Annotated in this window: 18 protein-coding genes, 2 tRNA genes and 1 pseudogene; 12 read left to right on the top strand and 9 right to left on the bottom strand. The window is 72.7% G+C overall.

Annotated elements, in window-relative coordinates; genetic code table 11:
* Positions 1 to 417: 417 nt before the first annotated feature.
* The gene (locus ACFWBW_RS22780; RefSeq protein ID WP_327253600.1) at positions 418 to 954 is read right to left on the bottom strand and encodes a MarR family transcriptional regulator; all 537 of its coding nucleotides are present in this window, start codon (positions 952 to 954) and stop codon (positions 418 to 420) included.
* A gap of 123 nt (positions 955 to 1077) precedes the next feature.
* Here ACFWBW_RS22780 and ACFWBW_RS22785 point away from each other — a divergent pair, with 123 nt between their 5' ends.
* The gene (locus ACFWBW_RS22785) at positions 1078 to 2358 is read left to right on the top strand and encodes an MFS transporter (protein ID WP_385375335.1); all 1281 of its coding nucleotides are present in this window, start codon (positions 1078 to 1080) and stop codon (positions 2356 to 2358) included.
* A 72-nt stretch (positions 2359 to 2430) separates the two neighbouring features.
* On the opposite strand, the gene ACFWBW_RS22790 is transcribed toward ACFWBW_RS22785, so the two are convergent.
* Entirely contained in the window at positions 2431 to 4251 is a 1821-nt protein-coding gene (locus tag ACFWBW_RS22790) for a SpoIIE family protein phosphatase (protein ID WP_385375337.1), read from the bottom strand.
* 147 nt (positions 4252 to 4398) lie between these two features.
* On the bottom strand, positions 4399 to 5805 hold the full coding sequence (locus ACFWBW_RS22795; protein ID WP_385375149.1) for an NAD(P)/FAD-dependent oxidoreductase: 1407 nt from the start codon (positions 5803 to 5805) through the stop codon (positions 4399 to 4401).
* A gap of 330 nt (positions 5806 to 6135) precedes the next feature.
* Between ACFWBW_RS22795 and ACFWBW_RS22800 the strand changes: the two genes are divergently transcribed.
* A complete protein-coding gene (locus tag ACFWBW_RS22800; RefSeq protein ID WP_385375151.1) occupies positions 6136 to 6936 on the top strand; it encodes a TetR/AcrR family transcriptional regulator in 801 nt (266 codons plus the stop codon).
* Positions 6937 to 7253: 317 nt separating this feature from the next.
* Complete coding sequence (locus ACFWBW_RS22805) at positions 7254 to 9281, top strand: sigma-70 family RNA polymerase sigma factor (RefSeq protein WP_385375153.1); 2028 nt, start codon at positions 7254 to 7256, stop codon at positions 9279 to 9281.
* 250 nt (positions 9282 to 9531) lie between these two features.
* On the opposite strand, the gene ACFWBW_RS22810 is transcribed toward ACFWBW_RS22805, so the two are convergent.
* On the bottom strand, positions 9532 to 11856 hold the full coding sequence (locus ACFWBW_RS22810) for an asparagine synthase-related protein (RefSeq protein ID WP_385375155.1): 2325 nt from the start codon (positions 11854 to 11856) through the stop codon (positions 9532 to 9534).
* A gap of 683 nt (positions 11857 to 12539) precedes the next feature.
* On the opposite strand from ACFWBW_RS22810, the gene ACFWBW_RS22815 reads away from it, so the two are divergent.
* The 4 genes from ACFWBW_RS22815 to ACFWBW_RS22830 all read left to right on the top strand — a co-directional run bounded on the left by ACFWBW_RS22815 (position 12540) and on the right by ACFWBW_RS22830 (position 18207).
* Positions 12540 to 14090 carry a sporulation protein gene (locus tag ACFWBW_RS22815; RefSeq protein ID WP_385375157.1) on the top strand — a complete coding sequence of 517 codons (1551 nt, stop codon included), beginning with the start codon at positions 12540 to 12542 and terminating at the stop codon, positions 14088 to 14090.
* 81 nt (positions 14091 to 14171) lie between these two features.
* Positions 14172 to 15371, top strand: coding sequence for an L-2-hydroxyglutarate oxidase (lhgO, locus tag ACFWBW_RS22820; protein ID WP_385375340.1), 1200 nt, complete (start codon positions 14172 to 14174; stop codon positions 15369 to 15371).
* Positions 15372 to 15992: 621 nt separating this feature from the next.
* Positions 15993 to 16814, top strand: coding sequence for a tRNA (guanosine(46)-N7)-methyltransferase TrmB (gene trmB / locus ACFWBW_RS22825; RefSeq protein ID WP_385375159.1), 822 nt, complete (start codon positions 15993 to 15995; stop codon positions 16812 to 16814).
* A 43-nt stretch (positions 16815 to 16857) separates the two neighbouring features.
* Positions 16858 to 18207, top strand: a complete 1350-nt coding sequence (locus ACFWBW_RS22830; protein ID WP_385375161.1) for a PrsW family intramembrane metalloprotease — start codon at positions 16858 to 16860, stop codon at positions 18205 to 18207.
* On the opposite strand, the gene ACFWBW_RS22835 is transcribed toward ACFWBW_RS22830, so the two are convergent.
* The 3 genes from ACFWBW_RS22835 to ACFWBW_RS22845 form a co-directional block, all read right to left on the bottom strand.
* Positions 18158 to 19219: a M23 family metallopeptidase gene (locus ACFWBW_RS22835; RefSeq protein WP_385375163.1), complete on the bottom strand. Its 1062-nt coding sequence runs from the start codon at positions 19217 to 19219 to the stop codon at positions 18158 to 18160. The two genes, ACFWBW_RS22830 and ACFWBW_RS22835, sit on opposite strands and share 50 nt — an antisense overlap.
* A 292-nt stretch (positions 19220 to 19511) precedes the next feature.
* Positions 19512 to 20693, bottom strand: coding sequence for a PP2C family protein-serine/threonine phosphatase (locus ACFWBW_RS22840; protein ID WP_385375165.1), 1182 nt, complete (start codon positions 20691 to 20693; stop codon positions 19512 to 19514).
* A gap of 173 nt (positions 20694 to 20866) precedes the next feature.
* Positions 20867 to 20940 (bottom strand) — tRNA-Met (locus tag ACFWBW_RS22845).
* A 180-nt stretch (positions 20941 to 21120) separates the two neighbouring features.
* Between ACFWBW_RS22845 and ACFWBW_RS22850 the strand changes: the two are divergent.
* Positions 21121 to 21360: pseudogene (locus tag ACFWBW_RS22850) on the top strand (response regulator transcription factor); the annotation flags it as partial.
* A 59-nt stretch (positions 21361 to 21419) separates the two neighbouring features.
* On the opposite strand, the gene ACFWBW_RS22855 reads toward ACFWBW_RS22850, so the two are convergent.
* Positions 21420 to 21521: transfer RNA gene (locus ACFWBW_RS22855), tRNA-Lys, on the bottom strand.
* Between the two features lie 835 nt (positions 21522 to 22356).
* Between ACFWBW_RS22855 and ACFWBW_RS22860 the strand changes: the two genes are divergently transcribed.
* Positions 22357 to 23328: a LuxR C-terminal-related transcriptional regulator gene (locus tag ACFWBW_RS22860; protein WP_385375167.1), complete on the top strand. Its 972-nt coding sequence runs from the start codon at positions 22357 to 22359 to the stop codon at positions 23326 to 23328.
* On the opposite strand, the gene ACFWBW_RS22865 is transcribed toward ACFWBW_RS22860, so the two are convergent.
* Entirely contained in the window at positions 23325 to 23729 is a 405-nt protein-coding gene (locus ACFWBW_RS22865) for a hypothetical protein (RefSeq protein WP_385375169.1), read from the bottom strand. The genes ACFWBW_RS22860 and ACFWBW_RS22865 overlap by 4 nt on opposite strands.
* A gap of 207 nt (positions 23730 to 23936) precedes the next feature.
* On the opposite strand from ACFWBW_RS22865, the gene ACFWBW_RS22870 reads away from it, so the two are divergent.
* From ACFWBW_RS22870 to ACFWBW_RS22880, 3 genes are all read left to right on the top strand, one after another.
* Positions 23937 to 24224: a hypothetical protein gene (locus ACFWBW_RS22870; RefSeq protein ID WP_385375171.1), complete on the top strand. Its 288-nt coding sequence runs from the start codon at positions 23937 to 23939 to the stop codon at positions 24222 to 24224.
* A gap of 219 nt (positions 24225 to 24443) precedes the next feature.
* Positions 24444 to 25205 (top strand): hypothetical protein, encoded by a 762-nt coding sequence (locus ACFWBW_RS22875; protein WP_385375173.1) that lies wholly within the window; start codon positions 24444 to 24446, stop codon positions 25203 to 25205.
* Positions 25202 to 26020: a hypothetical protein gene (locus tag ACFWBW_RS22880; RefSeq protein WP_385375175.1), complete on the top strand. Its 819-nt coding sequence runs from the start codon at positions 25202 to 25204 to the stop codon at positions 26018 to 26020. The genes ACFWBW_RS22875 and ACFWBW_RS22880 overlap by 4 nt, the downstream gene beginning before the upstream one ends.
* Positions 26021 to 26218: the final 198 nt, after the last annotated feature.

Genomic DNA, 26218 nt, shown 5'->3' on the forward strand with positions numbered 1-26218 from the left:
TGGCGTTGATTTTTGGCACGCTGTTGAGTTCTCAAGGAACGGACGCTTCCTTTGTACTCACCCTCAGTAACAATTACTGGGGCTTTCCTCCGGGCGCTTCCTTCGTTCTTGTGTCTCCGACTCTATCAGACTCTTTCGGGCCTGACTCCCAGTCAGCGGGGTTTGCCTTCCGGGCTGTTGGGCCCTTCCGACTCCCGAACTCTAGTGGATTTCCCGGGCGATTCATAATCGACCTTCAGGAATGAATTCGGGCATGCCGAATGCGTTCCCAGTGGGAGATCTTGCTGAGTTGGGTGCCGCAACGAGGCGGCGGGATTCGCTGTCTCCGAAACCTTTCGGCTCAGGGACAACTCGAAGAACCTTACGGATCCACGGGGGCCGTGTCAACCCGGCGGTCAGGGCCGGGTGACTAGGCGGTCAGTGCGGGGACTGGAGGTCCTCCACGCGGTCCAGGAGGCGGGTGAGCATGTCGCCCAGTACGCCTCGCTCCGCAGTGGAGAGGTCCTGGAGGAGGTCCTCCTCGAAGACCGTCGCCGCGCGCATCGCGTCCAGCCACTTGCTGCGGCCTTCCGCGGTGAGCTCCACGATCACGCGGACGCGGTTGTTCTCGTCCCGCTCGCGCGTGACCAGTGCTTCCGCCGTCATGCGGTCGATCCGGTGGGTCATCGCCGCCGGCGTGAGGCCCAGCTGCTTCGCGAGCTCGCTCGGTCCCATCCGGTACGGGGCTCCGGAGAGGACGAGGGCCTTGAGGACCTCCCACTCCGCGTTGCTGATGCCCAGGGCCGCCGTCTGGCGGCCGTAGGCGACGTTCATGCGGCGGTTCAGGCGGCTGAGGGCCGAGACGACCTTCTCGACCTGGGGGTCGAGGTCCTGGAACTCGCGCTGATAGACGGCGATCTGTTCGTCGAGGCTCGGCTCGTGGACGGGCGCAGTGCCGTCGGGGGTGTCACCCATGGTTCGAAGTATGGCACGGGGCCGTTGGCGTCTAACTCCTTCGGTGTGTAGTGTTAAGGATCGAACTTTAGGTATGAAGTCTTCAGGCTTCAGTAATCAAGGTGGTGAGAAGTGACCAGGGTGATGGGCGCTGCGATGCGGAGGATCCAGGCCGGGAACGCGTTGACCGCGTTCGGTATCGGCTTCACGGTTCCGTTCCTCTACGTCTACGCGGCGAAGGTGCGAGAGCTGGACCCCATGTGGGCGACGGGAACGTTCATGGCGTTCGCCCTCGGTGCGCTTCTCGCGCTGCCCTTCACCGGACGGGTGATCGACCGGCGCGGTCCGGTCCCCGTGGTCATCGGTGCGGCCGTCGTCGCCTCGTTCGGCGCACTGTCGCTCGGGCTCTCCACCGGTGTGGTCGCGATCCTGCTCTCCGCGCTCGCGCTGGGCGCCGGCCAGGCCGTCATGCAGCCCGCGCTGGCCACGATGATCGTCCGGTGCTCCACCCCGTCCACCCGGACCCGTGCCTTCGCCCTGCAGTTCTTCATGCAGAACCTGGGTCTGGGCATCGGCGGTCTGATCGGCGGGCTCATCGTCGACGAGAGCCGTCCCGGCAGCTTCACCCTGCTCTTCAGCATCGAGGCCGTGATGTTCCTGGTGCTGGCCGGGGTCATCGCCACCGTGCGGATGCCGCAGGTGCCGGGCATCAGCACGGCGCTGGCCAAGGACGCGGCCCAGGCGGGCGGCGGCTGGAAGCGGCTGATGCAGCACAAGGCGATGGTGCAGTTCTGCATTCTCGGGTTCGTTCTGTTCTTCGCCTGTTACGGACAGTTCGAGTCGGGTCTCGCCGCCTTCGGTACCGAGGCCGCCGGGATCTCCCCGTCCACGCTCGGTTTCGCGCTCGCCGCCAACACCGGTGCGATCGTGCTCGCGCAGTTCGTCGTGCTGCGGCTGGTGGAGAACCACCGCCGGTCCCGTGTGATCGCGCTCGTCGGTCTGCTCTGGACCGTTGCGTGGATCATCGCCGCGTTCTCCGGGCTGGGACACGGCAGTGCGGTCATGGCCGCCGCCGCGTTCGTGACCACGTACGCCCTCTTCGGCATCGGCGAGGCCATGCTGTCGCCGACGCTCGCGCCGCTGGTGGCCGACCTGGCGCCGGAGGGTTCCGTGGGGCAGTACAACTCGGCCTTCGCGCTGGTCAAGCAGCTCGCTCTGGCGCTCGGGCCGCTCGGTGTGCCGCTGGCCGCGGGTGTGCCGATGCTCTACATCGGGATCTTCGTCCTGGTCTCGCTCGGCATCGCCGTGCTGGCGCTGCGGCTCGGCAAGCAGCTGACCCCGGTGCAGGACAACCCGTCGCTGGCCGGTAGCACCATCGTGGTGAAGCGGGTGAAGGACGCCGCGCCCGAGCCCGTACACGCGTAGGGAAGTAGAAGTAGGAGTAGGAGAGAAGGCCCCGGTCCTTTGGACCGGGGCCTTCTTCGTTTTGGTGTGCGGTTACGGGGCCTTGTCCGGGAGGGCGAACTCGCACCAGACGGCCTTGCCGCCGCCCGGGGTGCGGCGGGAGCCCCAGGCCGAGGCGATGGTGGCGACGATGGAGATGCCGCGGCCGGTCTCGTCGGCCGGTTCGGCGCGGCGGCGGCGCGGGAGGTGGTCGTCCCCGTCGGTGACTTCGATGATCAGCCGGCGGTCGGTGCGGCGCAGGCGCAGGCGCATGGGCGGGGTGCCGTGCTGGAGGGAGTTCGCGACGAGCTCGCTCGCGGCCAGGACGCCCAGGTCGCAGAGCTCCACCGGGAAGCGCCAGGAGGCGAGGACTCCCTGGGCGAAGGCGCGGGCGCGCGGGGCTGCCTCGATGCCGCCGAGGAGCTCCAGGGCGGCGTTGTGGAAGAGCTCGGCGTCGGCGCCCGTGCGGGCCGGCTGCTGGAGCACCATCACGGCGACGTCGTCGTCGTGGTCGGCGTCTACCCCGAGGGCGCGCATCAGGCGGTCGCAGATGACGGCGGGGGTGCCCTGGGCGCCGGAGAGGGCACGCTCCAGGGCGGCGACGCCTTCGTCGATGTCCTCGCCGCGGCGCTCGACCAGGCCGTCCGTATAGAGGACGGCGGTGGAGCCGGGGCCCAGCGCGATGGTGCCCGAGGTGTGGAGCCAGCCGCCGGTGCCGAGCGGCGGACCGGTGGGGTCGGCGGCGCGGCGGACGGTGCCGTCCTCGTCGCGGACGAGGATCGGGAGGTGGCCGGCGGAGGCGTACGCGAGGAGGCCCTCGTTGGGGTCGTGGACGGCGTAGACGCAGGTGGCGATCTGGCTGGCGTCGATCTCGGCCGCCAGGCCGTCGAGGAGCTGGAGGACCTCGTGCGGTGGCAGGTCGAGGCGGGCGTACGCACGGACGGCGGTGCGGAGCTGGCCCATGACGGCGGCGGCGCGGACGCCCCGGCCCATGACGTCGCCGATGACGAGGGCCGTGCGGCCGGCCCCGAGGGTGATGACGTCGTACCAGTCGCCGCCCACGGCGGCCTCGGTGCCGCCGGGCTGGTAGGTGGCGGCGACGCGCAGGTCGTCGGGCTGTTCGAGCTCCTGGGGGAGGAGGGAGCGCTGGAGGGTGACGGCGGCCTCGCGCTGGCGGCGCTCGCTGGCCCGGAGGCGTTCGACCGCCTCGGCGTGGTCGGTGACGTCGGCGAGGTGGATCAGGACGCCGGTGCCGGTGTGGGCATGGGCTTCCGGTTCGCTTTCGGATCCTGTGCCGGTGTTTGTGTGGGCGTGGGATCCGTCGGCCTTGGTCTTGGGGAACTCGATCGGGGTGCAGGTGACCGTGTACGAGCTGGTGCCGCCGGGTGCGGTGCGGTTCTTGGCCGTACGGGACTTGCCGCTGCGCTGGACCTGGTCGAGGAGCGGGAGCAGGCCGAGATCGCCGAGCTCGGGGAGGCCCAGGTGCGCGGGGGCGCCGGGGGCGCGGGCGCCGAAGCCGGCGGTGTAGGCGTCGTTGACGTAGGCGACGCGGTGCTCGGGGCCGTGCACGAGGGCGACGAGGGCCGGGAGGCGGTCGAGGACGTCGCGTACGGAGAGCTCGTCGAGGGAGGGTGCGGGGGTCGCCGTACCGTCGGCGGCGGCCGGGACGCAGCCGACGCCGGGGACGGAACCGGTGCCGCGGACCGTGGGGTCGGCGGGGCAGCCGTCCGGGCCGGTCGCGGAATGGCCCACGGCGCCGCGGGCGGCCGGGACCGAGCCCTCGCCCCGTTTGGCCTGGGCGGCGGCGTGTTCGGACCGGGCGGCGGCGCGACGCTGCGTTCCGGGGAACCGGGCGCTCCAGCGCGTGAAGTTCACTGCGTTCAAGCCTCGTGGTGTCGCTCGTGGTCGCTGTGTCACTCGGTGGCGATCGGGTGGCACTCGGATGTCACGCTGATGTCACTCTGTGCAGGTGTGAGCCCACCTATGGTCACACGTCCAGTGTGACCGAGGGGACTGACAGCATCAGCCTTCGCTCTTCTTCGGGGGGTCCTTGGGGCCTCCGCCCGCTGCGAGTTCGAATTCTGCCCTGGGGTGTTCGAGGGATCCCAGCGAGACGATCTCACGCTTGAAGAGTCCGGAGAGCGTCCACTCGGCGAGCACGCGCATCTTGCGGTTCAGGGTCGGGACGCGGCTGAGGTGGTAGGCGCGGTGCATGAGCCAGGCCGGGTAGCCCTTGAGCTTGCGTCCGTAGATGTGGGCGACGCCCTTGTGGAGCCCGAGGGAGGCCACGGATCCGGCGTACTTGTGGGCGTACTCGGTGAGGAGTCCGCCGCGCAGGGACGAGACGAGGTTGTCGGCGAGGACCTTGGCCTGGCGGACGGCGTGCTGCGCGTTGGGGGCGCAGGGGACGCCCTTCTCCGGGGCGGTGATGTCGGGGACGGATGCGGCGTCCCCAGCGGCCCAGGCGTGCTCGACGCCTTCGACGGTGAGGAAGGAGGTGCAGGCGAGGCGGCCGCGGTCGGTCTTGGGCAGGTCGCTGGCGGCGAGGATCGGGTGCGGTTTGACGCCGGCGGTCCACACGACGGTGCGGGTGGGGAAGCGGGCGCCGTCGCTGAGGACGGCGATCCGGTTCTCGCAGGATTCGAGCCGGGTCTCCAGACGCAGGTCGATGCCGCGGCGGCGCAGTTCGCGGATCGTGTACGTGCCCATCTCCGGGCCGACCTCGGGGAGGATCCGGTCGCTGGCCTCGACCAGCACCCACTTCATGTCCTCGGGCTTGACGTTGTGGTAGTAGCGGGCGGCGTAGCGGGCCATGTCCTCCAGCTCGCCGAGCGCCTCGACGCCCGCGTAGCCGCCGCCGACGAAGACGAAGGTGAGGGCGGCGTCGCGCAGGGCGGGATCGCGGGTGGAGGAGGCGATGTCCATCTGCTCGATGACGTGGTTGCGCAGGCCGATGGCCTCTTCCACGGTCTTGAATCCGATGGCGTACTCGGCGAGGCCCGGAATGGGGAGCGTGCGGGAGACGGAGCCGGGGGCGAGGACCAGTTCGTCGTACTCGATCTCCACCGGGCCGCCGCCCTCCTCGTCGGTGGCGAGGGTGGTGACGGTCGCGGTCCGGGCGGCGTGGTCGATGTGCCGGGCCTCGCCGATGACGATGCGGCATTTCGGCAGGACGCGGCGGAGCGGGACCACGACGTGGCGCGGGGAAATGGAGCCGGCGGCCGCTTCGGGGAGGAAGGGCTGATACGTCATGTACGGCTCGGGAGTGACCACCGTGACCTCGGCCTCGTCGGTTCTCAGCTTTCGCTGGAGCCGGAGCGCCGTGTACATGCCTACGTAGCCGCCGCCGACGATGAGGATCCGCGTACGGGGCGGGGTACCGGGGGCCGTGCCCCGGGAGTTAGCAGCCTTCACTGTCCCATGACGCATCGTGGCCGGGAGTTTGTCCACAGGCCCGACAAATTGTGTGACCGGAGAGGACGGCGGGGCGAGGTGGTCGGGGGGTGCGGATGGAGGGGAAGGTGCGCAGGTCAGGTGGTACGGAATGAGTGATTCCGGAGGCTTCGAACGGAAAATTGGGGGTGAATGCTCCGATCGGGCGGTGGTCCGTCCGGGGCTGCCTCTTCTGAATTGACTCTGGCTCAACTATGTTCGTAACTCGTCGAGGAGTAGGACCAGGGCCCTCATGACCGTGGCCCCCCTCGACATGAAGGCGGGGAGTGTCTCCGGGGGGAGACAAATGATTACCGGGGGATACATATGAACATTTCCGATTTCCATGCTTCTGCCACCGCTCTGTCGTCGGCCGCTTCCGCGACCGACGGCCATGGACGGCTGATGGCCGGCGGCGCCACCACACACGGCGTGGGTCGCTCCACGCCGCTGCGCGTCGACGCACAGCGCAATCTCGAACACGTACTTCGCGCGGCCCGCGAGGTCTTCGGCGAGCTCGGTTACGGGGCTCCGATGGAGGACGTCGCACGACGCGCGCGGGTGGGCGTCGGCACCGTGTACCGGCGGTTCCCCAGCAAGGACGTCCTGGTCCGGCGGATAGCCGAGGAGGAGACCTCGCGGCTGACCGAGCAGGCTCGCACGGCTCTCGGCCAGGAGGAGGAGCCGTGGCAGGCGCTGTCGCGCTTCCTGCGCACCTCTGTCGCCTCGGGTGCCGGGCGGCTGCTGCCTCCGCAGGTGCTGCGGGTCGGCGGGCCCGGTGAGGACGGGGCCGACGGGGTCGACGGCGAGGCCGCACGGGTTCCGCACCAGCGTCAGGTCGTCGCGGTCGGCGGTGCGCCCGACCTGCGGGTCGTCGGCGCAGCGCGGACCGGCCTGGACGACGAGCCTTCGGAGGACGCGGGCGCGGGCGAGCTCCTCGAGGTCGTCGGCCGCCTCGTCGACCGGGCCCGGGAGGCCGGTGCGCTGCGCGCCGACGTCACGGTGGCCGATGTGCTGCTGGTGATCGCGACGGCCGCGCCCGCGCTGCCCGACGCGGCTCAGCAGGCGGCGGCTTCCGCCCGGCTGCTCGACATCCTGCTCGAGGGGCTTCGGTCCCGGACGGCGTAGGGCGGGGGCAGCGTAGGCCTGGGGCGATGTAGGCCTGGGGCGATGTAGGCCTGCGGCAACGTAGGCCTGGGGCGGCGTGGGTCGGCTCAGGCGGCGGGCGGCACAGGCTCGGCGCACGTCGGCGGGCTTGTTCCGGTGGTGGGCGTCAACCGGCTCCTTCCTGGGGAGCTCTCGCTCGAACGGGTGAGGCTCCGTACGGCGATTCGTCGGGGCTTGCCCGGATGAGTGGAAGGTGTGGAGACCGGTTCGGCGCGTGCCCGCCGTGTGACACGCTGGATCGGTGGACCGGTTGAGTGTGTCGTGCGAGGGCTTCCGCGATGAGCGTTGACGGGCGGGAAGAGCCACACGGTGGCGCCGGCGGCGAAGTCGAGGCGGGCAGCCTGCCCGCGCGCCAGGTCCCGGCGCAGCGCGAACCGGGCGGCCGCCATGCCGCCGGGGCGAGCGGAGAACTCCCGCCCTCCGACGGGGACTTGATCGCCCGGATGCGCGGGGGTGACGACGGCGCCTACGAGGAACTGTTCCGCCGCCACTCCGATGCCGTGCGCCGCTATGCCCGCACCTGCTGCCGCGACGGGCACACGGCCGACGATCTGACGGCCGAGGTGTTCGCGCGGACCCTCCAGGCCGTACGGGGTGGTGCGGGTCCGGACCAGTCGGTGCGCGCCTACCTGCTGACCACCGTGCGCCGGGTCGCCGCCGCCTGGGCGAAAACGGCCAAGCGGGAGCATCTGGTCGAGGACTTCGCGCTGTTCGCGGAGCAGGCCTCCGGGTCCGGCGACGGCGCGGTCGGGCTGCCCGGTCGGGCGGGGGACGACACCCTCGAACTCGGCGCCGATGTGCGCGCCATGCACGAGGCCGAGCAGACCCTCGCGATGCAGGCCTTCCGTAGCCTGCCCGAGCGGTGGCAGGCGGTGCTCTGGCACACCACCGTCGAGGAGGCTTCGCCGAGCGCGATCGCCCCGCTCTTCGGGCTGAGCGCGAACGCCACCGCGGTCCTGGCCAGCCGGGCCCGCGAGGGCCTCAAGCAGGCGTACCTCCAGGCCCATGTGAGCACCGCGCTGAGCTCCGGCGGGGACTGCGCCCGGTACGCCGACCGGCTGGGGGCCTACGCCCGCGGCGGCTTGCGGATGCGGGCGGAGCGGGGGCTGCGCAAGCACCTCGAGGAGTGCGCCCGCTGCCGGCTCGCCGCCGGGGAGCTCAAGGACGTCAACGCGGGCATTCCCGCGCTGCTGCCGGTCGCCGTCATCGGGTGGTTCGCCGCCGGGTACGCGGCCAAGGCGGCCGGAGTGGTGGCCGGCGGGGCCGTCGCCGCGGGTGGTGCCGGGGCCGCTGCCGCAGCCGCGGGCGGGTCCACCACGGCCGGGGCCGGAGCCGCCGGGGCCGGGGCCGCAGGTGGAGCCGCCGGGGCCGGGGCCGCAGGTGGAGCCGCCGGGGCCGGGGCCGCGGGTGGAGCCGCCGGTGGAGGCGGGGCCGGTGGGGTCGGCGGAGCCGTGGCTTCGGAGGGCCTGGGGTTGCCGGCCAAGGCGGCCATCGCCGCCGGGGTCGTGGTGGCCGCGGCCGCCGGCGTGGTGTTCGCGCTGGCCGGTGACGACGCCGCTCCGACCGTCCGTGCGAACCCGGCGCCGGGCGTGGCCGTGCCGGTGCCGCGGAGTCCGGACCCCTCCGTGCCGGAGCCCGGCCCGTCGCAGGCGGAGCCGCCGGCGGCGCGGGGATCCGTACCGCCCCCGAAGAAGCAGACGCCCCCGCCGCCGGCGGCCGTCGCGCCGACCGCACCCAAGCCCTCGCGGAGCGCGGAGCGGTCCTCACCCGCTCCGAGTCCCAGCCGGGCTCCGAGTCCGAAGCCAAGCCCCACGCCGAGTCCCGTACCGCCGCCCAGGCCGACGCCGCCCAAGCCTTCGCCGCAGGCCCCGGAGGGGTTCCGGCTCTCCTCGCTGGGCCAGTCCGCCTACGGGAACCACGACGGCCCCGAGATCGAGACCTGGCGGAGCAGCTGGGTGTGGCAGCGCTGGGCGCCGGTGATCGGCGGACAGCGCTTCACGCACGGGATCACCGTCAACTCCCGCTCCTCCGTGGAGATCACCCTCAACCGGAGGTGCGTCGGCTTCTCCGCGCGGGCCGGCGTGGACGGCATGTCGCTGCTCACGAACGGCACGGTCCGCTTCTCCGTGTACGCGGACGGGCAGCGGCTGTGGCAGTCCGGCGCATTGGGCTACGAGGACCCGGCGGCGAAGGTGTCCGTCTCGCTCTCCGGGCACGAGACGCTGCGCCTGGTGGTGGAGCGCGCCGGGGGCGGCCGCCTGCCGACGCTGGCGAGTTGGGCCGACTCCGTCATCAGCTGCCGCTGAGGTTCCTCGCGGTCGAAGGCCGCGGTTCCGCCACGCACCATGCGCGCCCGTGCAGGGAACTCGGCCGGGGCCGTCGCACTCAGGGACCGAGGGGGTTGCCCGCCCGCCCCGGCCGGGACAACCGTGAACGTGCCCGGCCCAGCACTGGTCGGGCTCGCAACCGGCTTACGGCGCAACTCCGTTGGGGTGTCGGCGCCGGCCCGGTGGCCCCGCCGACGGTGGTCCCTCTGGCGAGCCTTGGGGCCCGCGGTCAGGACAGCGCCGGGCGGCGGAGGGGGACTCCCGTGGGCACGGCCCGGCGGCGGGGGGTGGAGGTGCCGGTCCAGCAGGTGCCGCGGCGGGCCAGGAGGCGGGTCAGCCACAGTTCCATCGAGACGAGTTCGGCGAGGCCGTCGAGCGGGACCGGGCGGCCGTCCGCCGCGTCGAGGAGGGCCTGGCGGACGACCCGGGCTTCGATCAGGCCCGCGTCCGCCAGGAGGGGGGACGCGAAGAGGGTCAGGAGCCGCGGAAGGGCCGCGCGCAGTCCCAGGCGGGTCGCCGACTCGTTCGGGGCGTGGGTCGTCGCGCCCCACCCCGGGGGGAGGTCCCGGACCCCGGCCGAGGACAGGACCCCGCGCAGGACCGCGGCCCTGGCGCCGGGTTGGACGCGGAGGGATTCGGGCAGGGCCCGGGCGGCCCGTACGACCTGGTTGTCCAGGAACGGGGCGTGCAGCCGCTGGCTGCGGACCTCCACGGCCTGCTCGAAGACCCGGTGGTCGGCGGCGTGCCGGGCCAGGACGGCGCGGGCCCGCGCCTCCCCGGGGCGCAGCGCGAGCGGAGGGCGGCCCGCGGCGGCGGTGAGGCGGATCGATACCTCGGCCAGGGCCTCGCCCGTCAGCCAGGCTGCCGCCGGGCCGGGCCGGGACCAGGTCAGGGCCGCGAGCGAGGCGTCCACCGGGGAGGTCGGGCCCGCGGCCGGGATTCCGTCGCGCAGGCGGGCCGCCGCCGCTTCCATGCCGGCGCGGTAGGGCGTACGGGCCAGGCGGCGGGCCGCCGAGTACACGGTGAGGGGGACCAGGAGGGGGACGAAGAGGGAGTCGCCCTGGGAGGGGGCCGAGCGGGCGAGGGCCAGGGTGGGGCGGAGCAGGTGGCGGCGGCGCCGGTCGAGGAGCAGGTCGGCGAGCCGGGCGGGGTGGGCGTCGAGGACCTGGCGGGCTCCGTGGCCGGTGAAGTGGTCGGCCGAGCCGGCCGCGAGGCGGCGCCGCTCGCGGGCGGCGAAGACCAGGGAGGGGCCCGGCTCGTCGGTCAGCGGCCCGTCGAGGTCGGCGTAGGGGAGGGCTTCCTCGGCGGCGGCCACGACCACGTGGTGCAGGCGGGGGTCGGTGGCGATGGCGTGGGCGCGTTCCAGTTCGGGTTCGCGGCCCTCAGGGGTGGCCAGGTCGTTGAAGGTGACGGCGAGGAGGCGTTCCCCGGTGCGGCCGAGCAGGGCGCCGGGTGCGCCCGGGAGGCCGGCCGCGAGCAGGGCGAGGGTCGCGGAGGCGCTGCCTCCGGAGAGGTCCGCGCCGACTCCGGGGACGGGCGCGGGGGCGCCGCGCGCGGCCCTGCGGTCGGCCGGGCCCATTCCGGGGACGGGCCCGGGGTCGTAGGGCAGCGTCTCGGGAGCATGCCGCGGAGCCGTGAGCCGGGCGCGCACCGCGTCGACCAAAGCTTCCCGTACGCCCTCCACCGCGAGCTCGGGGTCGGCCGTGGGGGCGGCCACCGCGAGGGAGGCCACCGGCTCGTACCCGGTGATCTCCCGCGAGCCCTCGCGCAGGATCAGCGCGTGGCCGGGCGGGATGCGGCGTACGCCGACGTACGGTGTGCCGTCGCCCAGCGCCTCCGGGCTGTCGGGGCAGGCGAGCAGGGCGGCGAGATGGCCGATGTCGAGCTGCGCCTCGATCAGGTCGGCGAGCGGGAGGGCGGCGGTGGCGTAGGCGGTCCCGCTCGCCCAGGGGGTGTAGAAGACGGGCCGCGCGCCGGCCAGGTCGCCGACGACGGTGATGCGGCGGCCGGCCTGGACGACGGCGGTGTAGCTGCCGGGCCACTGGGTGAGGTGGCGCAGCGCGCCGCCGCGGGCCGCGTAGAGCGCGCGGCGCAGTTCCTCGTCGGTGGCGCCGCAGCAGCCGAGGACCGCGAGGCGGGTGAAGGGGTCCGCGGGGTCGGCGGTGAGGGTGCGGATCTCGTCCGGGCGCCAGTCGCCGACGGCCCACAGGGGGTCGGGGTCGCCCCAGAGGAGCTGGGCGCCGACGGGGACCACGGTGCGGTCGGCCGCGGCGGCGCCCGGTTCGTCGGGGTGGGCGGCGTCGGCGAGCCCGCCGCGGACCGGGCCGTCGCCCCATCCGTCGGGGTGGGAGCCGTTCGGGGAGCGGTTCGAGGAGCGGTTTCCGGAGCCGTTCGCGGAGCCGTAGCTCGCGGCCGAGCCGTAGCCCGCTGCCGATCCGTAGCCGCCCGATCCGTATCCGCCCTGGTCGGAGGCGTACGCAGCGCCGTGCCCCGCGACCCGTCCGGCCGTGCCGAAGCTCGCGGCGATACTGCTCCAACCCACCAACCAGCGCACCGCCGCCTCCCCAGCCCGTGGGCACCTGACCGGGGTGCGAACCGCGCGGCCGGCGCTCTGCGCGCGGCCGGAGGGACCCCGGGTGGCTCGGGGTCCATGCTGCCACGAGACAGGCGTGCGGGAGTGGGTATGGGGGGCGCACGTACAAACGAACACGCCCCGGCCATGCGGTATTTGGCGTTCCGTTCCGACCGCCCCATAGGTCGGTTTCGGCCATTCTTCGGCCGTACTGAGAGCCCTGCGCGGAGGCATGCGCGGAGGCATGCGCGGAGGCTCGAGAGCAGCCCCGCGGGTCCGCCGCCCGGGTCGGCCCGGCGGAGCGCGGTCCGGGGGGCGGGATCCACCCCCCGGACCGTTCCGCCACCCGCGGGGATTGAGGCAGCGGCATCCCCCGGCCCGCCCGGTCCACGCGGCGGGTCGACCCACGCACCGCACATCGAATCGCCGGGCCCCCGCAGCGGCCAGAGCGCACGGGCGGGCGCACGGCCACACGGGTGGAGCACGCGCTGACACGTGCGCCCCGGTCCCGGGCCCCCGCCCGACTGTGCATACGGACAACAATCCCGCCATACGGAACAGGGGGCCTTAACGCTTGGGAGGCGGGGAACTACGCTGGGTTTACGAAATGCCGGGCGCCTATGCCCCGGCGGCGTCTGCGTTCCGCGTGTGACGAGGGGTGGCGCATGTCCAGGGAGCTCCGCGAGCCCAATGAGAAGCTCGGCGCCGTCCTCGCCCTCGCGGGCATCAGCAACGCCGGGCTGGCCCGGCGGGTCAACGACCTCGGCGCTCAGCGCGGTCTGACCCTCCGCTACGACAAGACGTCGGTGGCCCGGTGGGTGTCGAAGGGGATGGTGCCGCAGGGCGCCGCCCCGCATCTGATCGCGGCCGCCATCGGCGCGAAGCTCGGCCGGCCCGTGCCACTGCACGAGATCGGGCTCGCGGACGCGGATCCGGCGCCCGAGGTGGGGCTGGCCTTCCCGCGCGATGTCGGCGCGGCCGTGCGCTCGGCCACCGACCTCTACCGGCTCGACCTCGCCGGCCGGCGCGGGGGTGGCGGGATCTGGCAGTCGCTCGCCGGTTCCTTCTCCGTGTCGGCGTACGCGACGCCGGCCTCACGCTGGCTGATATCTCCTGCCGACAGCTCCGTGGCACGCGAACCGGTGGCACGCGAGCCGGTACCGGGCGCGGCCCCGCCGGAAGGCCTGCCGGCGCCGCCCGGCGCCCTTGTCGGGGGTGTGCCCGCCCAGCCTTCGGGTGAAACGCCGCCGCAAGCGCCACCGCCGCCCGCTCCGTCCGCGCCCGAGGCCGGGGGCCCGCAGCGCGTGGGCCACAGCGATGTGACCAAGCTGCGCGAGGCCGCCGAGGACGCCCGCCGCTGGGACTCCAAGTACGGGGGCGGCGACTGGCGTTCCTCGATGGTCCCCGAATGCCTGCGGGTGGACGCGGCGCCGCTGCTGCTCGGCTCCTACACCGACGAGGTGGGCCGCGCACTCTTCGGCGCCACCGCCGAACTGACCCGGCTGGCCGGCTGGATGGCCTTCGACACCGGGCAGCAGGAAGCCGCCCAGCGCTACTACATCCAGGCACTGCGCCTGGCCCGCGCCGCAGCGGACGTACCGCTCGGCGGGTACGTGCTGGCGTCGATGTCCCTGCAGGCCACCTACCGGGACTTCCCGGACGAGGGCGTGGACCTCGCGCAGGCCGCCGTCGAGCGCAACCGGGGCCTGGCCACCGCACGGACGATGAGCTTCTTCCGCCTCGTCGAGGCCCGGGCGCACGCGAAGGCGGGCGATTCGGCGGCCGCCGGGGCCGCGCTGCGGGCCTCCGAGGGCTGGCTAGAACGGTCCCGGGACGGCGATGCCGATCCGACCTGGCTGGGCTTCTACTCGTACGACCGCTTCGCGGCGGACGCGGCCGAGTGTTATAGCGACCTCAAACTCCCGCGCCAGGTAAGGCGTTTCACGGAACAGGCACTGTCCCGGCCGACGGAGGAGTACGTACGATCACACGGGCTGCGGCTCGTCGTGAGCGCGGTGGCCGAGCTGGAGTCCGGGAACCTCGACGCGGCGTGCGCGGCGGGGACCCGGGCGGTGGAGGTCGCGGGGCGGATCTCGTCGGCGCGGACGACCGAGTACGTACGGGACCTCCTGCACCGGCTGGAACCGTACGGGGACGAACCGCGCGTCGCCGAACTGCGCGAGCGGGCCAGGCCTCTGCTGGTAACCCCGGCATAGGCCCCGCGTGGCCCCGTTGTCAGTGGCGGGGTGCACTATGCAGGGGTGGGAGGTGTCAGTGTGGGCGGCGGCGTGGGCGGCATGGGCAGGCTGGACTGCGACGTGCTGGTGATCGGCGGTGGGATCGTCGGCCTGTCGACGGCGCATGCCCTCGCGGGGCTCGCTCCGGGGACCCGAGTGGTCGTCCTGGAGAAGGAGGACGGCCCCGCACGGCACCAGACGGGCCGCAACAGCGGTGTGATCCACAGCGGGATCTACTACAAGCCGGGCTCGCTCAAGGCGCGCTTCGCGGTGCGCGGCGCGGCCGAGATGGTCAAGTTCTGTGCGGAGCACGGCATCCCGCACGAGGTGACGGGCAAGCTCATCGTCGCCACCGAACGGGACGAGCTGCCGCGGCTGCACGCGCTCGTACAGCGGGGCCGGGAGAACGGCATCCCGGTGCGGGAGCTGGGGCCGACGCAGATCTCGGAGTACGAGCCCGAAGTGCGCGGACTCGCGGCGATCCACGTCGGGACCACGGGCATCGTGGACTACGGGCGGGTCGCCCAGCAGCTCGCGGAGTCCTCCGGGGCGGAGATCGTCTACGGCGGGGCGGTGGATCTGATCTCGCGGCGGGCCTCGGGCGTGGCGGTGCGGACGAGCAGTGGGCTGGTGGTGCGCGCGCGGGCGCTCGTGAACTGCGCGGGGCTGCAGTGCGACCGGATCGCGCGGCTGGCCGGGGACGACCCCGGGATGCGGATCCTGCCGTTCCGGGGCGAGTACTACGACCTGGCCCGGCCCGGGCTGGTGCGCGGGCTGGTCTATCCGGTACCGGACCCGGCGTTCCCCTTCCTCGGTGTCCACCTGACCCGGGGCATCGGCGGCGGGGTCCACGTCGGGCCGAACGCGGTGCCGGCCCTGGCGCGCGAGGGGTACGGCTGGGGCGTGGTCCGGCCGCGGGACCTCGCGGACGAGCTGGCCTGGCCGGGATCCTGGCGGATGGCCGCGCGGCACTGGCGGTACGGAGCGGGCGAGGTGCGGCGGTCGCTGTCGAAGGCGGCGTTCGTCGAGGCGGTACGCAGGCTGCTGCCCGCGGTGCGCGCGGAGGACCTGGTGGCTGCGGCGGCGGGGGTGCGGGCGCAGGCCGTGCTGCGGGACGGGACGCTCGTGGACGACTTCCTGATCCGGGAGGGGGAGCGGGCGGTGCACGTGCTGAACGCGCCTTCGCCTGCGGCTACCGCTTCGCTGCCGATCGGGCGGGAGATTGCTGGGCGCGTGCTCAAGGTGTTGCGCAGCGCGTAGCCTGCGGGGCTTGGCCCTGGCCTTGGCCTTGGCCTTGGCCCTGGCCCTGGCCCTGGCCCTGGCCCTGGATCGCCGCTGCGCGGGGCTGCCCTCTGCGCCGGAGCGCGGCTGACGGGGTGTGCCGCTGCGCGGGGCCTGTCCCCTACCCGCCCTTCCACCGTTCCCCGGGCGCTGCCCGGACCCGCGCCTCAAACGCCGGCGAGGCTGGGTGTGCCCCGGGCTCTGCCCGGACGCGATCGTCAAACGCCGCACGGGCTGGGTGCGCCCCGGGCACCTGCCCGGACCCGATCGTCAAACGCCGCACGGGCTGGGTGCGCCCCGGGCGCCTGCCCGGACCCGATCGTCAAACGCCGCACGGGCTGGGTGCGCCCCGGGCACCCGCCCGGACCCGATCGTCAAACGCCGCACGGGCTGGGTGTGCCCCCGGGCACCTGCCCGGACCCCGGGCCTCAAGCGCCGGACGGGCTGGGAAGGGGTACCGGGCTGCGCCCGGGCCCTGGGGCTCCGCCCCGGACCCCGCGCCTCACACGCCGGCGAGGCTGGATTGGTGCCGGACCGTCGGTGCGGGTGGATTGGTGGCGCGCCGTGGGTGGGAGTGGGCGCGCGTAGAATCCGGGGATTGTGTCTGAGTCTCTGAGTCCCCAGAATCCCGCCGCCGAGCCCGCGCCGGAGGCGACCTCCAGTTACGTGCCCCCGAAGTGGCGTACCGAGCCGCGGTTTCCCGACGGGCCCGCGCCCGATCCGGCCGGGTCGCACCACGAGCGGCGGATCCGGAGCTTCCAGCCCCGCCGCAGCCGGGTGACCACCGGGCAGGGCGAAGCCCTGAAGCGGCTCTGGGGGACCTGGGGGCTCGACATCGACGGGCACGACGTCATCGATCTGAAGGAGATGTTCGACGGGCTCCCCGTCGTCCTGGAGATCGGCTTCGGCATGGGCGAGGCCACCGCGCAGATGGCCGCCGCCGACCCGGGGACCGGGATCCTCGCCGCCGACGTGCACACCCCCGGGCAGGGGAATCTGCTCGCCCTCGCCGAGCGGGGCGGGATGACCAACATCCGCGTCGCGAACGGGGACGCCATCATCCTGCTCCGCGAGATGCTCCCGCCGGACTCCCTCGCCGGGCTCCGCGTGTACTTCCCGGACCCCTGGCCCAAGGCCCGCCACCACAAGCGGCGCCTGATCCAGCCCGAGTTCCTCGCGCTGGCCGCCACCCGCATGGCGCCCGGGGCGATCCTGCACTGCGCGACCGACTGGGAGCCGTACGCCGAGCAGATGCTCGAAGTGCTGACGGCCCAGCCGGAGTTCGAGAACACGCAGGCAGACGGCGGCTACTCGCCCCGGCCCGACTTCCGGCCGCTCACCCGCTTCGAGGGCCAGGGCCTCGACAAGGGGCACGTCGTACACGATCTGCTGTTCCGGCGCACGGATAACGCCCAGAACTGAGCACATCACTCCGTGTGTCGGGTCCGCTCGGTAGAGTCATCACGTGCTCCGAGCGACCCGGCCGCCCCGGCTGCCGCACCGCGTGCCGCGTACCCCCGGCGCCGTGCGTACCTGTGTACTCGTCGTGCTGCTCGGTGCCTGCGGCATCGCGATCCTGGAACTCGTACGCGAACAGACCGGTACGCCCGGGTTCTTCGTCGGTCTGGGCCTGGCCCTGCTGCCGGTGGCGCCGCTCCTTGCGGCGTTCCGCTGGGTGGGGCGGGCCGCGCCGCATCCGTGGGCGCAGTTGTCGTTCTGCTTCGGCTGGGGCGCGTGCGCCGCGGCGCTGATCGCCATACTGGCCAACAGTTTCGCGACCCAGTGGATAGCCGCGGCCACCGCCAATCCCTCGGACGCCGACCAGCTCGGCTCGGTGGCGATCGCTCCGGTGGTCGAGGAGAGCGCCAAGGCGGCCGCCCTGCTGCTGGTGTTCCTGTTCAGGAGACGCCAGTTCACCGGCCCCTCCGACGGTTTCGTGATGGCCGGTTTCACCGCCACCGGCTTCGCCTTCACCGAGAACATCCTCTATCTCGGCAACGCCTTCTACGAGGACGTGGAGAACGGCACCGGCGTGCTGAACTCCGTGACGGCCGCGACGTTCTTCGTCCGGGGCGTCATGTCCCCCTTCGCGCATCCGCTGTTCACCGTGGCCACCGGTCTCGGCTTCGGCGCCGCCGCGCTCTCCGTGCGCCGTACGCGCCGGATCGGTCTGCCCGTGCTCGGCCTCGCCTCTGCCATGGGGCTGCACGCGCTGTGGAACAGCTCCTCGGACCTGGGCGAATCCGGCTTCTACGTGGTCTACGGCTGTGTGATGGTCCCGGTGTTCGGGCTGCTGGCCTGGCTGGCCGTGTGGATACGGCGCCGCCGACTGCGGGCCGTCGCCGGGGAGCTCGCCCTGTACGCGGCCGCCGGCTGGCTGAGCCCGGCCGAGGTGCCCGCACTGGTGTCGATGCCCGCGCGCTCCCTGGCCCGCGCACTGGCCCGGAGCACCGGGGGCCGGCCCGCGGGACGGGCGGTCGCGCTGTACGAGGCCGACGCCGCGGCCCTGGCCCTGCTACGTCACCGGGCGCGCAGCGGCGGCCCGACCCGGGAGCCCGACTTCGCGGGGCGGGAGCGGGAGTTGCTGCGCCGGCTCTGGCTGCGCCGCGCGACGGCGGGCCCGGCGCTGTCCCGCGCCGCGGTGCTGGAGGACCTGCTCCCGCCCCGGTTCGACCCCCTGGGCCCGCTCGGCGGGCTCGACCGGCCGTTCGCCGGGCCGGCGCTTGGACGCGTGCCCGGCCGCGCACCCGGCCGCGTACCGGGTCCTAGACGTTCAGGCCCCGTGCCGTCAGCCATGACAGCGGGTCCACCGTGACGCCGCCCTGGCGCACTTCGAGGTGCAGGTGGGGGCCGGTGACGTTGCCGGTCGCACCGACCCGGCCGATGGTGTCGCCGCCGGCGACCGAGCCGCCGGTCACCGACATCGAGGACAGGTGGCAGTACCAGATCTCGGTGCCGTCGGGGAGCTCCAGCACGATGCGGTAGCCGTACGCCCCGGACCAGCCGGCCGAGATGATCTTGCCGGCGCCGACCGCCTTGACGGGGGTGCCGGTCGGGGCGGCGAAGTCGAGGCCGGTGTGGTGGCCGGAGGACCACATCGAGCCGGAGTCGCCGTAGTGCGAGGTGAGGGTGTAGGCCGAGGTGGGCAGGAAGAAGGATCCGGCCGACCGGGCGGCGCTCTCCGCTTTGGCCTTGGCCTCGGCGGCCTCCTTGGCCTCCTGCGCCTTGCGCGCTTCCTCGGCCGCGGCCTTCTCGGCCGCCTCCGCCGCCGCCTCCGCCGCCGCCTTCTCGGCCGCCTCCTTGGCCGCCCGGGCGTCGCGGGCCTGCTGCGCCGCGGCCTCCTGCGCCACCCGCTCTGCCTCGGCCCGCTCCTGGGCCGCGGCGGCCTCCTGCTGGTTCTCGGCCTGCTGGAGGATGCGGCTGCGCAGCAGCTCGCCCGCGTCGGAGCGGCGGTCGGCCTGCTGCGGGATGATCCCGGTCCGCGCCTGCGCCGCCGACGAGGCGGTGCCCGTGTCCCCGTCGGCGGTGTCCTGATCCGCACCGCCCAGCGACTCCGGGAGGGAGGGCAGGGGCGGCAGCGACGGCAGGGATATGGCGACCTGAGGCCGGTCCTGCGCGGTGGCGATGCCGCCCGCGCCGACTGCGGCGATCACGCCGACGCCGAGGACGGTGGAGGAACGGGCCAGTCCCCCGCGCTGCTTGAGCACGCGGTGCTTGCCGCGTGGCGGCCGCGCCGAGTCCTCGGTGGGGTTCCACTCGCCCCAGGCTCCGGCGGTGGGCTGCTCCTGGACGTCGATGCCTTCAGGGGCAGGCGAGTTGGAGGCCACCGGGGCACACTCCTCATGGGCGAGCACGCGCACGGTGCCGTCTCTTGCGACGGCTGGGACGACCGCTCTGCGTTATCGAACGGTAATAGAGAAAGGGGAGTGATTCCAAGCAGTTGCGATTGATCGTTAACGACAATCAGCCACTGCTTGCACAGCTCTGGCCAGGACTTATCGTCGCAGTCATGGATCAACTCGGGCAAAAAACGGCCACCCCTCCCACCCCTCGCGCCACATCTTCACATTGACTGTCCGTCAGATTGCTTGCCCAGCGCGCTCCTTCGGTTACGTGCGGTCACACTCCCTCTCCCTTCGGGACCACGCGCACCGTCCGGCGCCGGATCGGCTGCCCCACCCCCGGTCTGGCCACCGCCAGCAGGGCCATGTCGTCCGTCGCCGCGCCGCCCGTGTGGCGGCGGACATCCGTGGCGAGCGCGCTCAGCAGTTCGTCGGGCCCGGGGAAGACCCGCCCGCGCAGCCGGGCCGCCGGATCGTAGAAGGCGCCCGCCCCGTCCCGGGCCTCGGTCAGGCCGTCCGTGTAGAGGAGCAGGGTCGCCCCTTCCGGGAAGGCCCACTCCTGCACCTGGTCCGGCCACCCGCCGAGGTCCCCCATGCCGAGCGGCAGCGCCGGCTCGGCGGGGGCCAGCTCCGCGAGGCCGCCGTGCGCGTAGAGCAGCAGCGGCTCGGGGTGGCCCCGGTTGACGAGCCGCAGCAGGCCCGCGCCCGGCGGGATCTCACCGAGCACGCACGTGGTGAACCCTTCCACCGCGTCCAGGCTGTCGCGCCGGTTCCCTTCCCGGGCCAACGCCCGCTCCAGCCGCCGGGCCACCCCCTCCAGCGTGGGCTCGCTCTCGGCCGCCTCCCGGAACGCCCCGAGCACCACGGCGACGGCCTCGACCGCCCCGAGCCCCTTGCCCCGTACGTCGCCCACCGCGAGGCGCACTCCGTACGGGGTGTCCTGCACGGCGTAGAGGTCGCCGCCGATGAAGGCGTCCGCCTGCGCGGCCTCGTACGAGGCGGAGACCTGGAGGCCGCCGATCCGCTCGGCGGGCGTCGGCAGTACGGCGCGCTGGGCGGCCACCGCGATCCCGCGCGCGGAGGCGAGCTGCTCCGTACCGCGCCGCACGACGAGGTTGATCAGCGTGGCCAGCCCGGAAACGGTCACGACGGTGACCAGCTCGGTCATGGCCTCCACCTTGAAGGTGGTGCCGTTGTAGAGGTGCAGGACGACCACGGCGAGGGTGGCGAGGATGCCGGTGAGGACGGTGGCCCGGAGCGAGAAGAGCGGGGCCGCGATGAGCGGGGCGGCGGAGAAGAAGGGAGAGCCGGTGAAGCTGGGCGGGGTCAGCACGTCGAAGAGGAAGCCGAGGACGATCAGGGTGCCCGGGAGCGTCTTGACGATCCGGCGGACCACGACGCTGCCCGCGACCGCGCCGAAGGCGCGCTCGCCCCTGCCCTGCCGGCCCAGCCCCGCCACGCTGCTCTCCTGCCGCCCGGTCCGCCTCGCCCCCCAAGGCTGGGGGCAGGAGGGCCCGTACGGCGAGCCGGGCGGACCGTTCGAGTGACGGGTCGCGCACCGCGGACACACGAGCGCACTGCGGACACGACGAAGGCCCGGTCCCCCAAAGGGGACCGGGCCTTCGTACTGAGTAGCGGGGGCAGGATTTGAACCTACGACCTCTGGGTTATGAGCCCAGCGAGCTACCGAGCTGCTCCACCCCGCGTCGGTAAACCCAACTCTACGCCATCCGGGGGGAGGCCTCCGCCAATTAACGTCCGAGCCACCCCTGGAGTGGACATAACTCCTGGTCAGAGGCGCTAAACGCGGCGGTGGGGGCCTCCGGTCAGGACCTCGTCGGCCCTGGCGGACTGCTCGGCGGCAGCGGCGGCGGCGGTTCCACCGCGCCCAGCCGCTGGGCACGGTCCGCCCCAAGGACGTCAACGGGCTGGACGGCCAGGAAGCGATGGCCCTGCGCCTGCTCGCCCAGGGGCACACGGACGAGGCGATCGCGACACGGCTGGGCGTCTCCCACCGCACGGCCCGCCGGATCGCGACCCAGCTGATGGAACGCCTGGGAGCGCGCAGCCGCTTCGAGGCCGGCGTCCGGGCGGTCCAGCACGGCTGGCTCCCGCACCACCCCTGACAGGCCGTCACGACGAGAAGCGCCCCACCCGGAGGACCGGATGGGGCGCTTCGAGCAGTAGGCCATGTCGGACTCGAACCGACAACCAACGGATTAAAAGTCCGGAAGATGAAGTGCCGGAGGGTGGTAGCGAGTGACGTCTCGTGCCGTTTCTGCTGGCCAGGGGGAACGCCGCCGGTCAGCCGTGACGTCTGCTGCCGCTTCGTCCGTACCCATCCGGGCACGCATCGGGCACGCACGGGGCACGCAGTCACTGCAAGGGATCAGCGGCCTGACGTGCGTAAACAGCCCGACCACGGGTCACGCTACATCTCCGCTCTGACACACGAAAGGGGCCGCCCGGCAATGCCGAGCGGCCCCTCAGTCATGCAGCCCGGGGGGCGTCGCCCGCGGCTCCGGGCGCTTCGATCCCGCTCTCGCGAAGATCGTTGAGTACCCGTTCGAGCGCGTTCGCGCCGGCCGGTGTGACGTGTCGGTCATCGAGCGCGACGTACGTAGTCCCGTCGTGCGAGGTACCGACGGCCCACACACCATCATCGAGCCGAGTCCGAATTACCGAGATCATTACCGCCCCCCGCGGTCGCGCCCCCCTGCGAGCGCTCCCCATGCTTATCTGCGTGCGCTGTTCGTCCTTCGTTGAGCCCGCCGTACCGAGCGCTGTCTAGTCCCAAGAGCTATCGAGCGGCGCGGCCTCGGCCGGCGGCTCCACCGGCACGGGGGCGACGTTCCAAGAGCTGTCAGCCCGAACGGCGTCACCCTGTCCCGAAACTGCACCCGCGCCCACAACGGCCGCGGCGGCGAGCAGGGCGACAGCAGCGCCGCGCCCAATCCACTTCATGATCATTTGCGAGTTCCCTCCCCAGGTGTTGGATATGCCACTTAGATACACCGGCGGCATGCTTCCCGTAAGGGATACGCTGCCTGTTCGAACGAGGATCGAACAAGCTTTTACCAGGTCAAAGGTAGGAACTTCCAAGATCCGAACCGGGGGACAGCGTGGAGACGTCAAGGCTGACCGAAGCCGAACTGTGCGTATATGGGCAGATCGCCGAAGGTGCTCAGATCGCCGATGACGCCCAGCCAACCGCCGAACGACTGCTCGCCTCGGGCCTGATCCTGCAAGATCATTTCCAGCCGAGCGGATACGTTGCGGTCCCATTCAGCGAGATCGAGACGCGCCTGCGCGAGACGGCGCAGCACCAACTCGAAGAGACCGCCCGGCAGCTTGCAGAAATCCCCGCACTGGTCGAGCAGTTGCGAACATGCCGGCATGCCCAGACCGGTAGCGGCATCGCCCAGTGGGTTGACGGCAAGGACGCTGTAAACGCCGCAATCTCCCTCGCCGTTCAGTCCTCCCGGCACGAGCTGCTGTCCGCCCAGCCAGGACCCCGGCCCAAACGCGTGATCAAGCTGTCGACTGACCGGGACCGAGCCGCTGTCGAGCGTGGCGTCGCGACGCGCACCATCTACAACGCGAGCAGCCGCGCGAACCCCGCGGCGGTCGACCGCGTGAACGAGTTGACGCCGCTTGGCGCCGAGTTCCGCACGCTTCCGCGCGCCTTCATGCGGCTGATCATGATCGACCGAGAAATTGCGATCATCGAGGACCACGCCGACGGGCGCCCGAGCTTCGAGGGTGCCTACCTCGTGAGGGACCGGGCGGTGTGCGGGTACTTGGCCGCGGCGTTCGAAATCGAGTGGCAGCTCGGGCTCGACTGGCACAGCGAGGAAACCGCCGCGCAGTCGCGCCCTACCGTGACCACTCCCCTACAGCGCACGATCCTTCGCGAGCTCTGCGCGGGGAAGGATCAGCAGCAGATCGCAAAGGTCCTCGGGTACAGCGCGAAGACCGTCAACACCGCGTTGAGCGACCTGCGGACACGGCTCGGAGTAGCCACCGTCTATCAGGCCGTCGCATGGTGGGCCGGCCCTGAGGGCGTAGCCGAGCATTCAGCCGATCAGGGCTAGCTCGCCCCGGACGTACCGCGAAGCCTGTTCAGCAACTCATGCACGAGCGGCATGTCGTCCGGCGACAAGCCCGGGGCGTGCGCGACGGTGGCAGCGCTCCCGGAGTGGTCTCCCTCGGCCGGTATGCGTGTCGTGACGAGCCCGACGTACTCAGCGGCGGCAGCGATCTGCAAGTCGCGCACGGACACCTCGGCCGCGACCGCGAGGGCACGAACCAGAGCGGGCGAAATCTTCACCGGGTCGCCGTCCTCGATCTTGTGCACGAGCGTGTACGACGGCGTGTACCCGGTTTCCGGGTCGACGGCGAGGGCGGCATAGACCCGGTACGGGCGACCTCGGCGCCCCCTGCGCACTAGATCCGCGAACGGTGTGCCGAGCTCGGGCTCGGTCGGGTTAGTCACGTCCCCCACCCCCACTCATGTTTCGTAACAAGAACAGCTTAGGGCCATCTAATCAGCCAGCATGCCCCGGAGCGCAACCCCCAATCCCGTTGACGTGCTGTTTCTCTCCTCTTAGGGTCGTGATTGTTCATGAACGTGAACAACCCACCTGCCGGTTTTACCGTGCTGTGATCAGGGTTGTTCACGTCTGCTGACAGGGGGTTGAACATGGCAAGTGCAGTTGAGTACCTGGGGCCGCCGCCCGCGCAGCGCAACACAAAGCACGCGCGGATCGCTGCGGACCTGCGAACGCACCCGGAGGTGTGGGGGGTCATCCGGCGCCCCGCGTCCCTCGACAGTGCGGCGTCGGCCGCGCGGGCGATCCGCGAGGCGAGACTGCCCGCGTACTCCCCGGCCGGCACGTTCGAGGCGGTCGCCCGGACTGTCACCGAGGGAGACCGCACCGAGTACCGCGTCTATGCCCGGTACGTCGGCACCGCTGAATCTGCTGCGTGATCTGCGAGCACTGGAGCGGCGCCGCCCGCGCCCACTGTCGAGCGGTCGGCGCCCGCCGCTACATCGTCGGCAACCGGTGCCCTGCTCACACACCCGCAGCACTCGCCGGCCTGCCCGAACCTCCGGGCTCGCCGATCCCTGTAAGGAGACGTTCCGTTGAGCCTCGCCGCGACGGATTGGGTTTGGTCCCAGTCCGACAGCCGAGGCGCCGCTCGTCTGGTGCTGCTCGCGATTGCTGACCGGGCCGACGCCGACGGCGTCGCCTACGCCGGTACCGCCTCGCTCATCCGGCGCACCCGCGCCGCCCGGTCCACCGTCCGCGACGCCGTTGACACCCTGCTTGTCTCGGGTGAGCTCGCCGTCGTCGAGGGCAGGCTCGGGCCCGGCGGCGAAACGGTTTACCGCTTCCCGCTGCTCGACGCGAGGGGGGCCGGTGAGCGGTCCGGGCCGACTACCGGCCCGGACCGGAGATCGGCCCCCGGGGGGCCGGTGAGCGGCCCCGGGGAGGGCCGGACATCGGCCCCGGGGGGACCGGCTACCGGCCCGGGGGAGGGCCGACTACCGGCCCCCGGGGGGCCGCTCACCGGCCCCCAGAACAAAAGAAGCTCTCTACAAGACAAAGAACAGCAGCAGCCGCGCGCGACGAACACCGCGGCAGCGCTGATTCCCGAACTGCGTCCGCTCGACGCCGCTCTCGTCTCCGCCTCGATCACCGTCCGGTGGTCGCTCGGTCTCGGCGAGCAGCGCGACGTCTACCGGCTCGTACAGGCGCACGGCGTCGAGGCCCTGGTCGACCTCGCCGCCCGCCGCACCAATCCGGGCGAGGCACCGAAGAGTGCCCGCTACTGGCTCAAGGTCTGGAGCGACCTCGACCGGCCGGCGCCGAGCGCGCCGCCTCGGGCGCCCGCCTCGACCGCGAGCTACGCCGACAACCTCGCCGCCGGCCTCGCCCTGCTCGCCCAAAAGGAGAGCCGCACATGACGCCCGAACAGATCGCCGCCCTGCTCGCCTTCGCCGGAACCCTCGACAGTCGCGTGCGCCGCGCCCTCGCCGACCCGCAGCAGTCCGCCCGCACCATCTCGGAGTGGACCGCCGCCGTCGCCGACGTGCCCGCGACCATGCCCGCCACCGGATGGGACGCCGCCCGCGCAACCCGCCGCTACTACGAGCAGCAGGGCGGGAACAAGAGCTCGCAGTACCGGCCGATCGAGCCGCACGACCTGCTCGCCGCATGGGGGCCGCACCGCGCCGAGGTCATGGCCCGACACACCGACCCCGTGCCGGCCGCGGACCCGGACAACCCCGCCGCGTGGCGCGAGGAACTACTCGGCACCCGCGCGTCGGTCGCCCGCGGGCACAGCGCGCCCGCGCAGTACCGGGCCGAGATCAACGCAGCAGGGCAGAAACGTCTCGCCGCGCTCATGTCGGGAGTCGGCACCGGCCCGCGCCGGTACGTGCCCGCGCACGTGGCCGCCGAGTTGCGCCAGTTCCGGCCGGCCCGCGCGCACCGCGAGCAGCTCGTCGACGAGGGTCTGCCCGACCCGCTCGGCGTCCGGTGCCCGTACTGCCTCGCCACGGTCGACGAGCAGTGCCGGCGCAGCTTCCGAAACCGAGGAAGTCGGCGCCCGCTCCCCGGCGTGCACCCGTCCCGGGTCGAGGCGCTGCTCGCTCACCTCAACAACGGCGAGCAGGCCGACGACGAGCAGGTGCGCCTCGCCCGGATCATGTGCCAACCGCCCGCACCTCGACGGGACACCCGTGCTCGGCACACCAGCGGCGGGGGCGAGGCCCGATGATTCCCGCCGCCGCGCGCGCCGTGATCGCCGCCCACCTGACTGACGAGCTCGACGTGCACCCCCATCTCGCGACCGCCGTCGTTGCTGGTCTCGCCGACCGACTCGCCCGCGACGGATGGCACATCAACGACGAGCCCCCCGCGCGACCGGTCGCGCCTCGCGCGCGGGAAACCCGCGGCGCTCGGCGCGCCCTCGACC

The organism is Streptomyces sp. NPDC059957, assembly GCF_042730015.1.
Lineage (GTDB): Bacteria > Actinomycetota > Actinomycetes > Streptomycetales > Streptomycetaceae > Streptomyces.

Bases quoted from the DNA above. Each gene is read 5' to 3' on its own strand.
- ACFWBW_RS22815 (WP_385375157.1), top strand. From the start codon at position 12,540: ATGTCCAGGGAGCTCCGCGAGCCCAATGAGAAGCTCGGCGCCGTCCTC.
- ACFWBW_RS22880 (WP_385375175.1), top strand. From the start codon at position 25,202: ATGACGCCCGAACAGATCGCCGCCCTGCTCGCCTTCGCCGGAACCCTC.
- ACFWBW_RS22785 (WP_385375335.1), top strand. From the start codon at position 1,078: ATGGGCGCTGCGATGCGGAGGATCCAGGCCGGGAACGCGTTGACCGCG.
- ACFWBW_RS22795 (WP_385375149.1), bottom strand. From the start codon at position 5,805: ATGCGTCATGGGACAGTGAAGGCTGCTAACTCCCGGGGCACGGCCCCC.
- ACFWBW_RS22780 (WP_327253600.1), bottom strand. From the start codon at position 954: ATGGGTGACACCCCCGACGGCACTGCGCCCGTCCACGAGCCGAGCCTC.
- ACFWBW_RS22800 (WP_385375151.1), top strand. From the start codon at position 6,136: ATGAACATTTCCGATTTCCATGCTTCTGCCACCGCTCTGTCGTCGGCC.
- lhgO (WP_385375340.1), top strand. From the start codon at position 14,172: ATGGGCAGGCTGGACTGCGACGTGCTGGTGATCGGCGGTGGGATCGTC.
- ACFWBW_RS22805 (WP_385375153.1), top strand. From the start codon at position 7,254: ATGAGCGTTGACGGGCGGGAAGAGCCACACGGTGGCGCCGGCGGCGAA.
- ACFWBW_RS22870 (WP_385375171.1), top strand. From the start codon at position 23,937: ATGGCAAGTGCAGTTGAGTACCTGGGGCCGCCGCCCGCGCAGCGCAAC.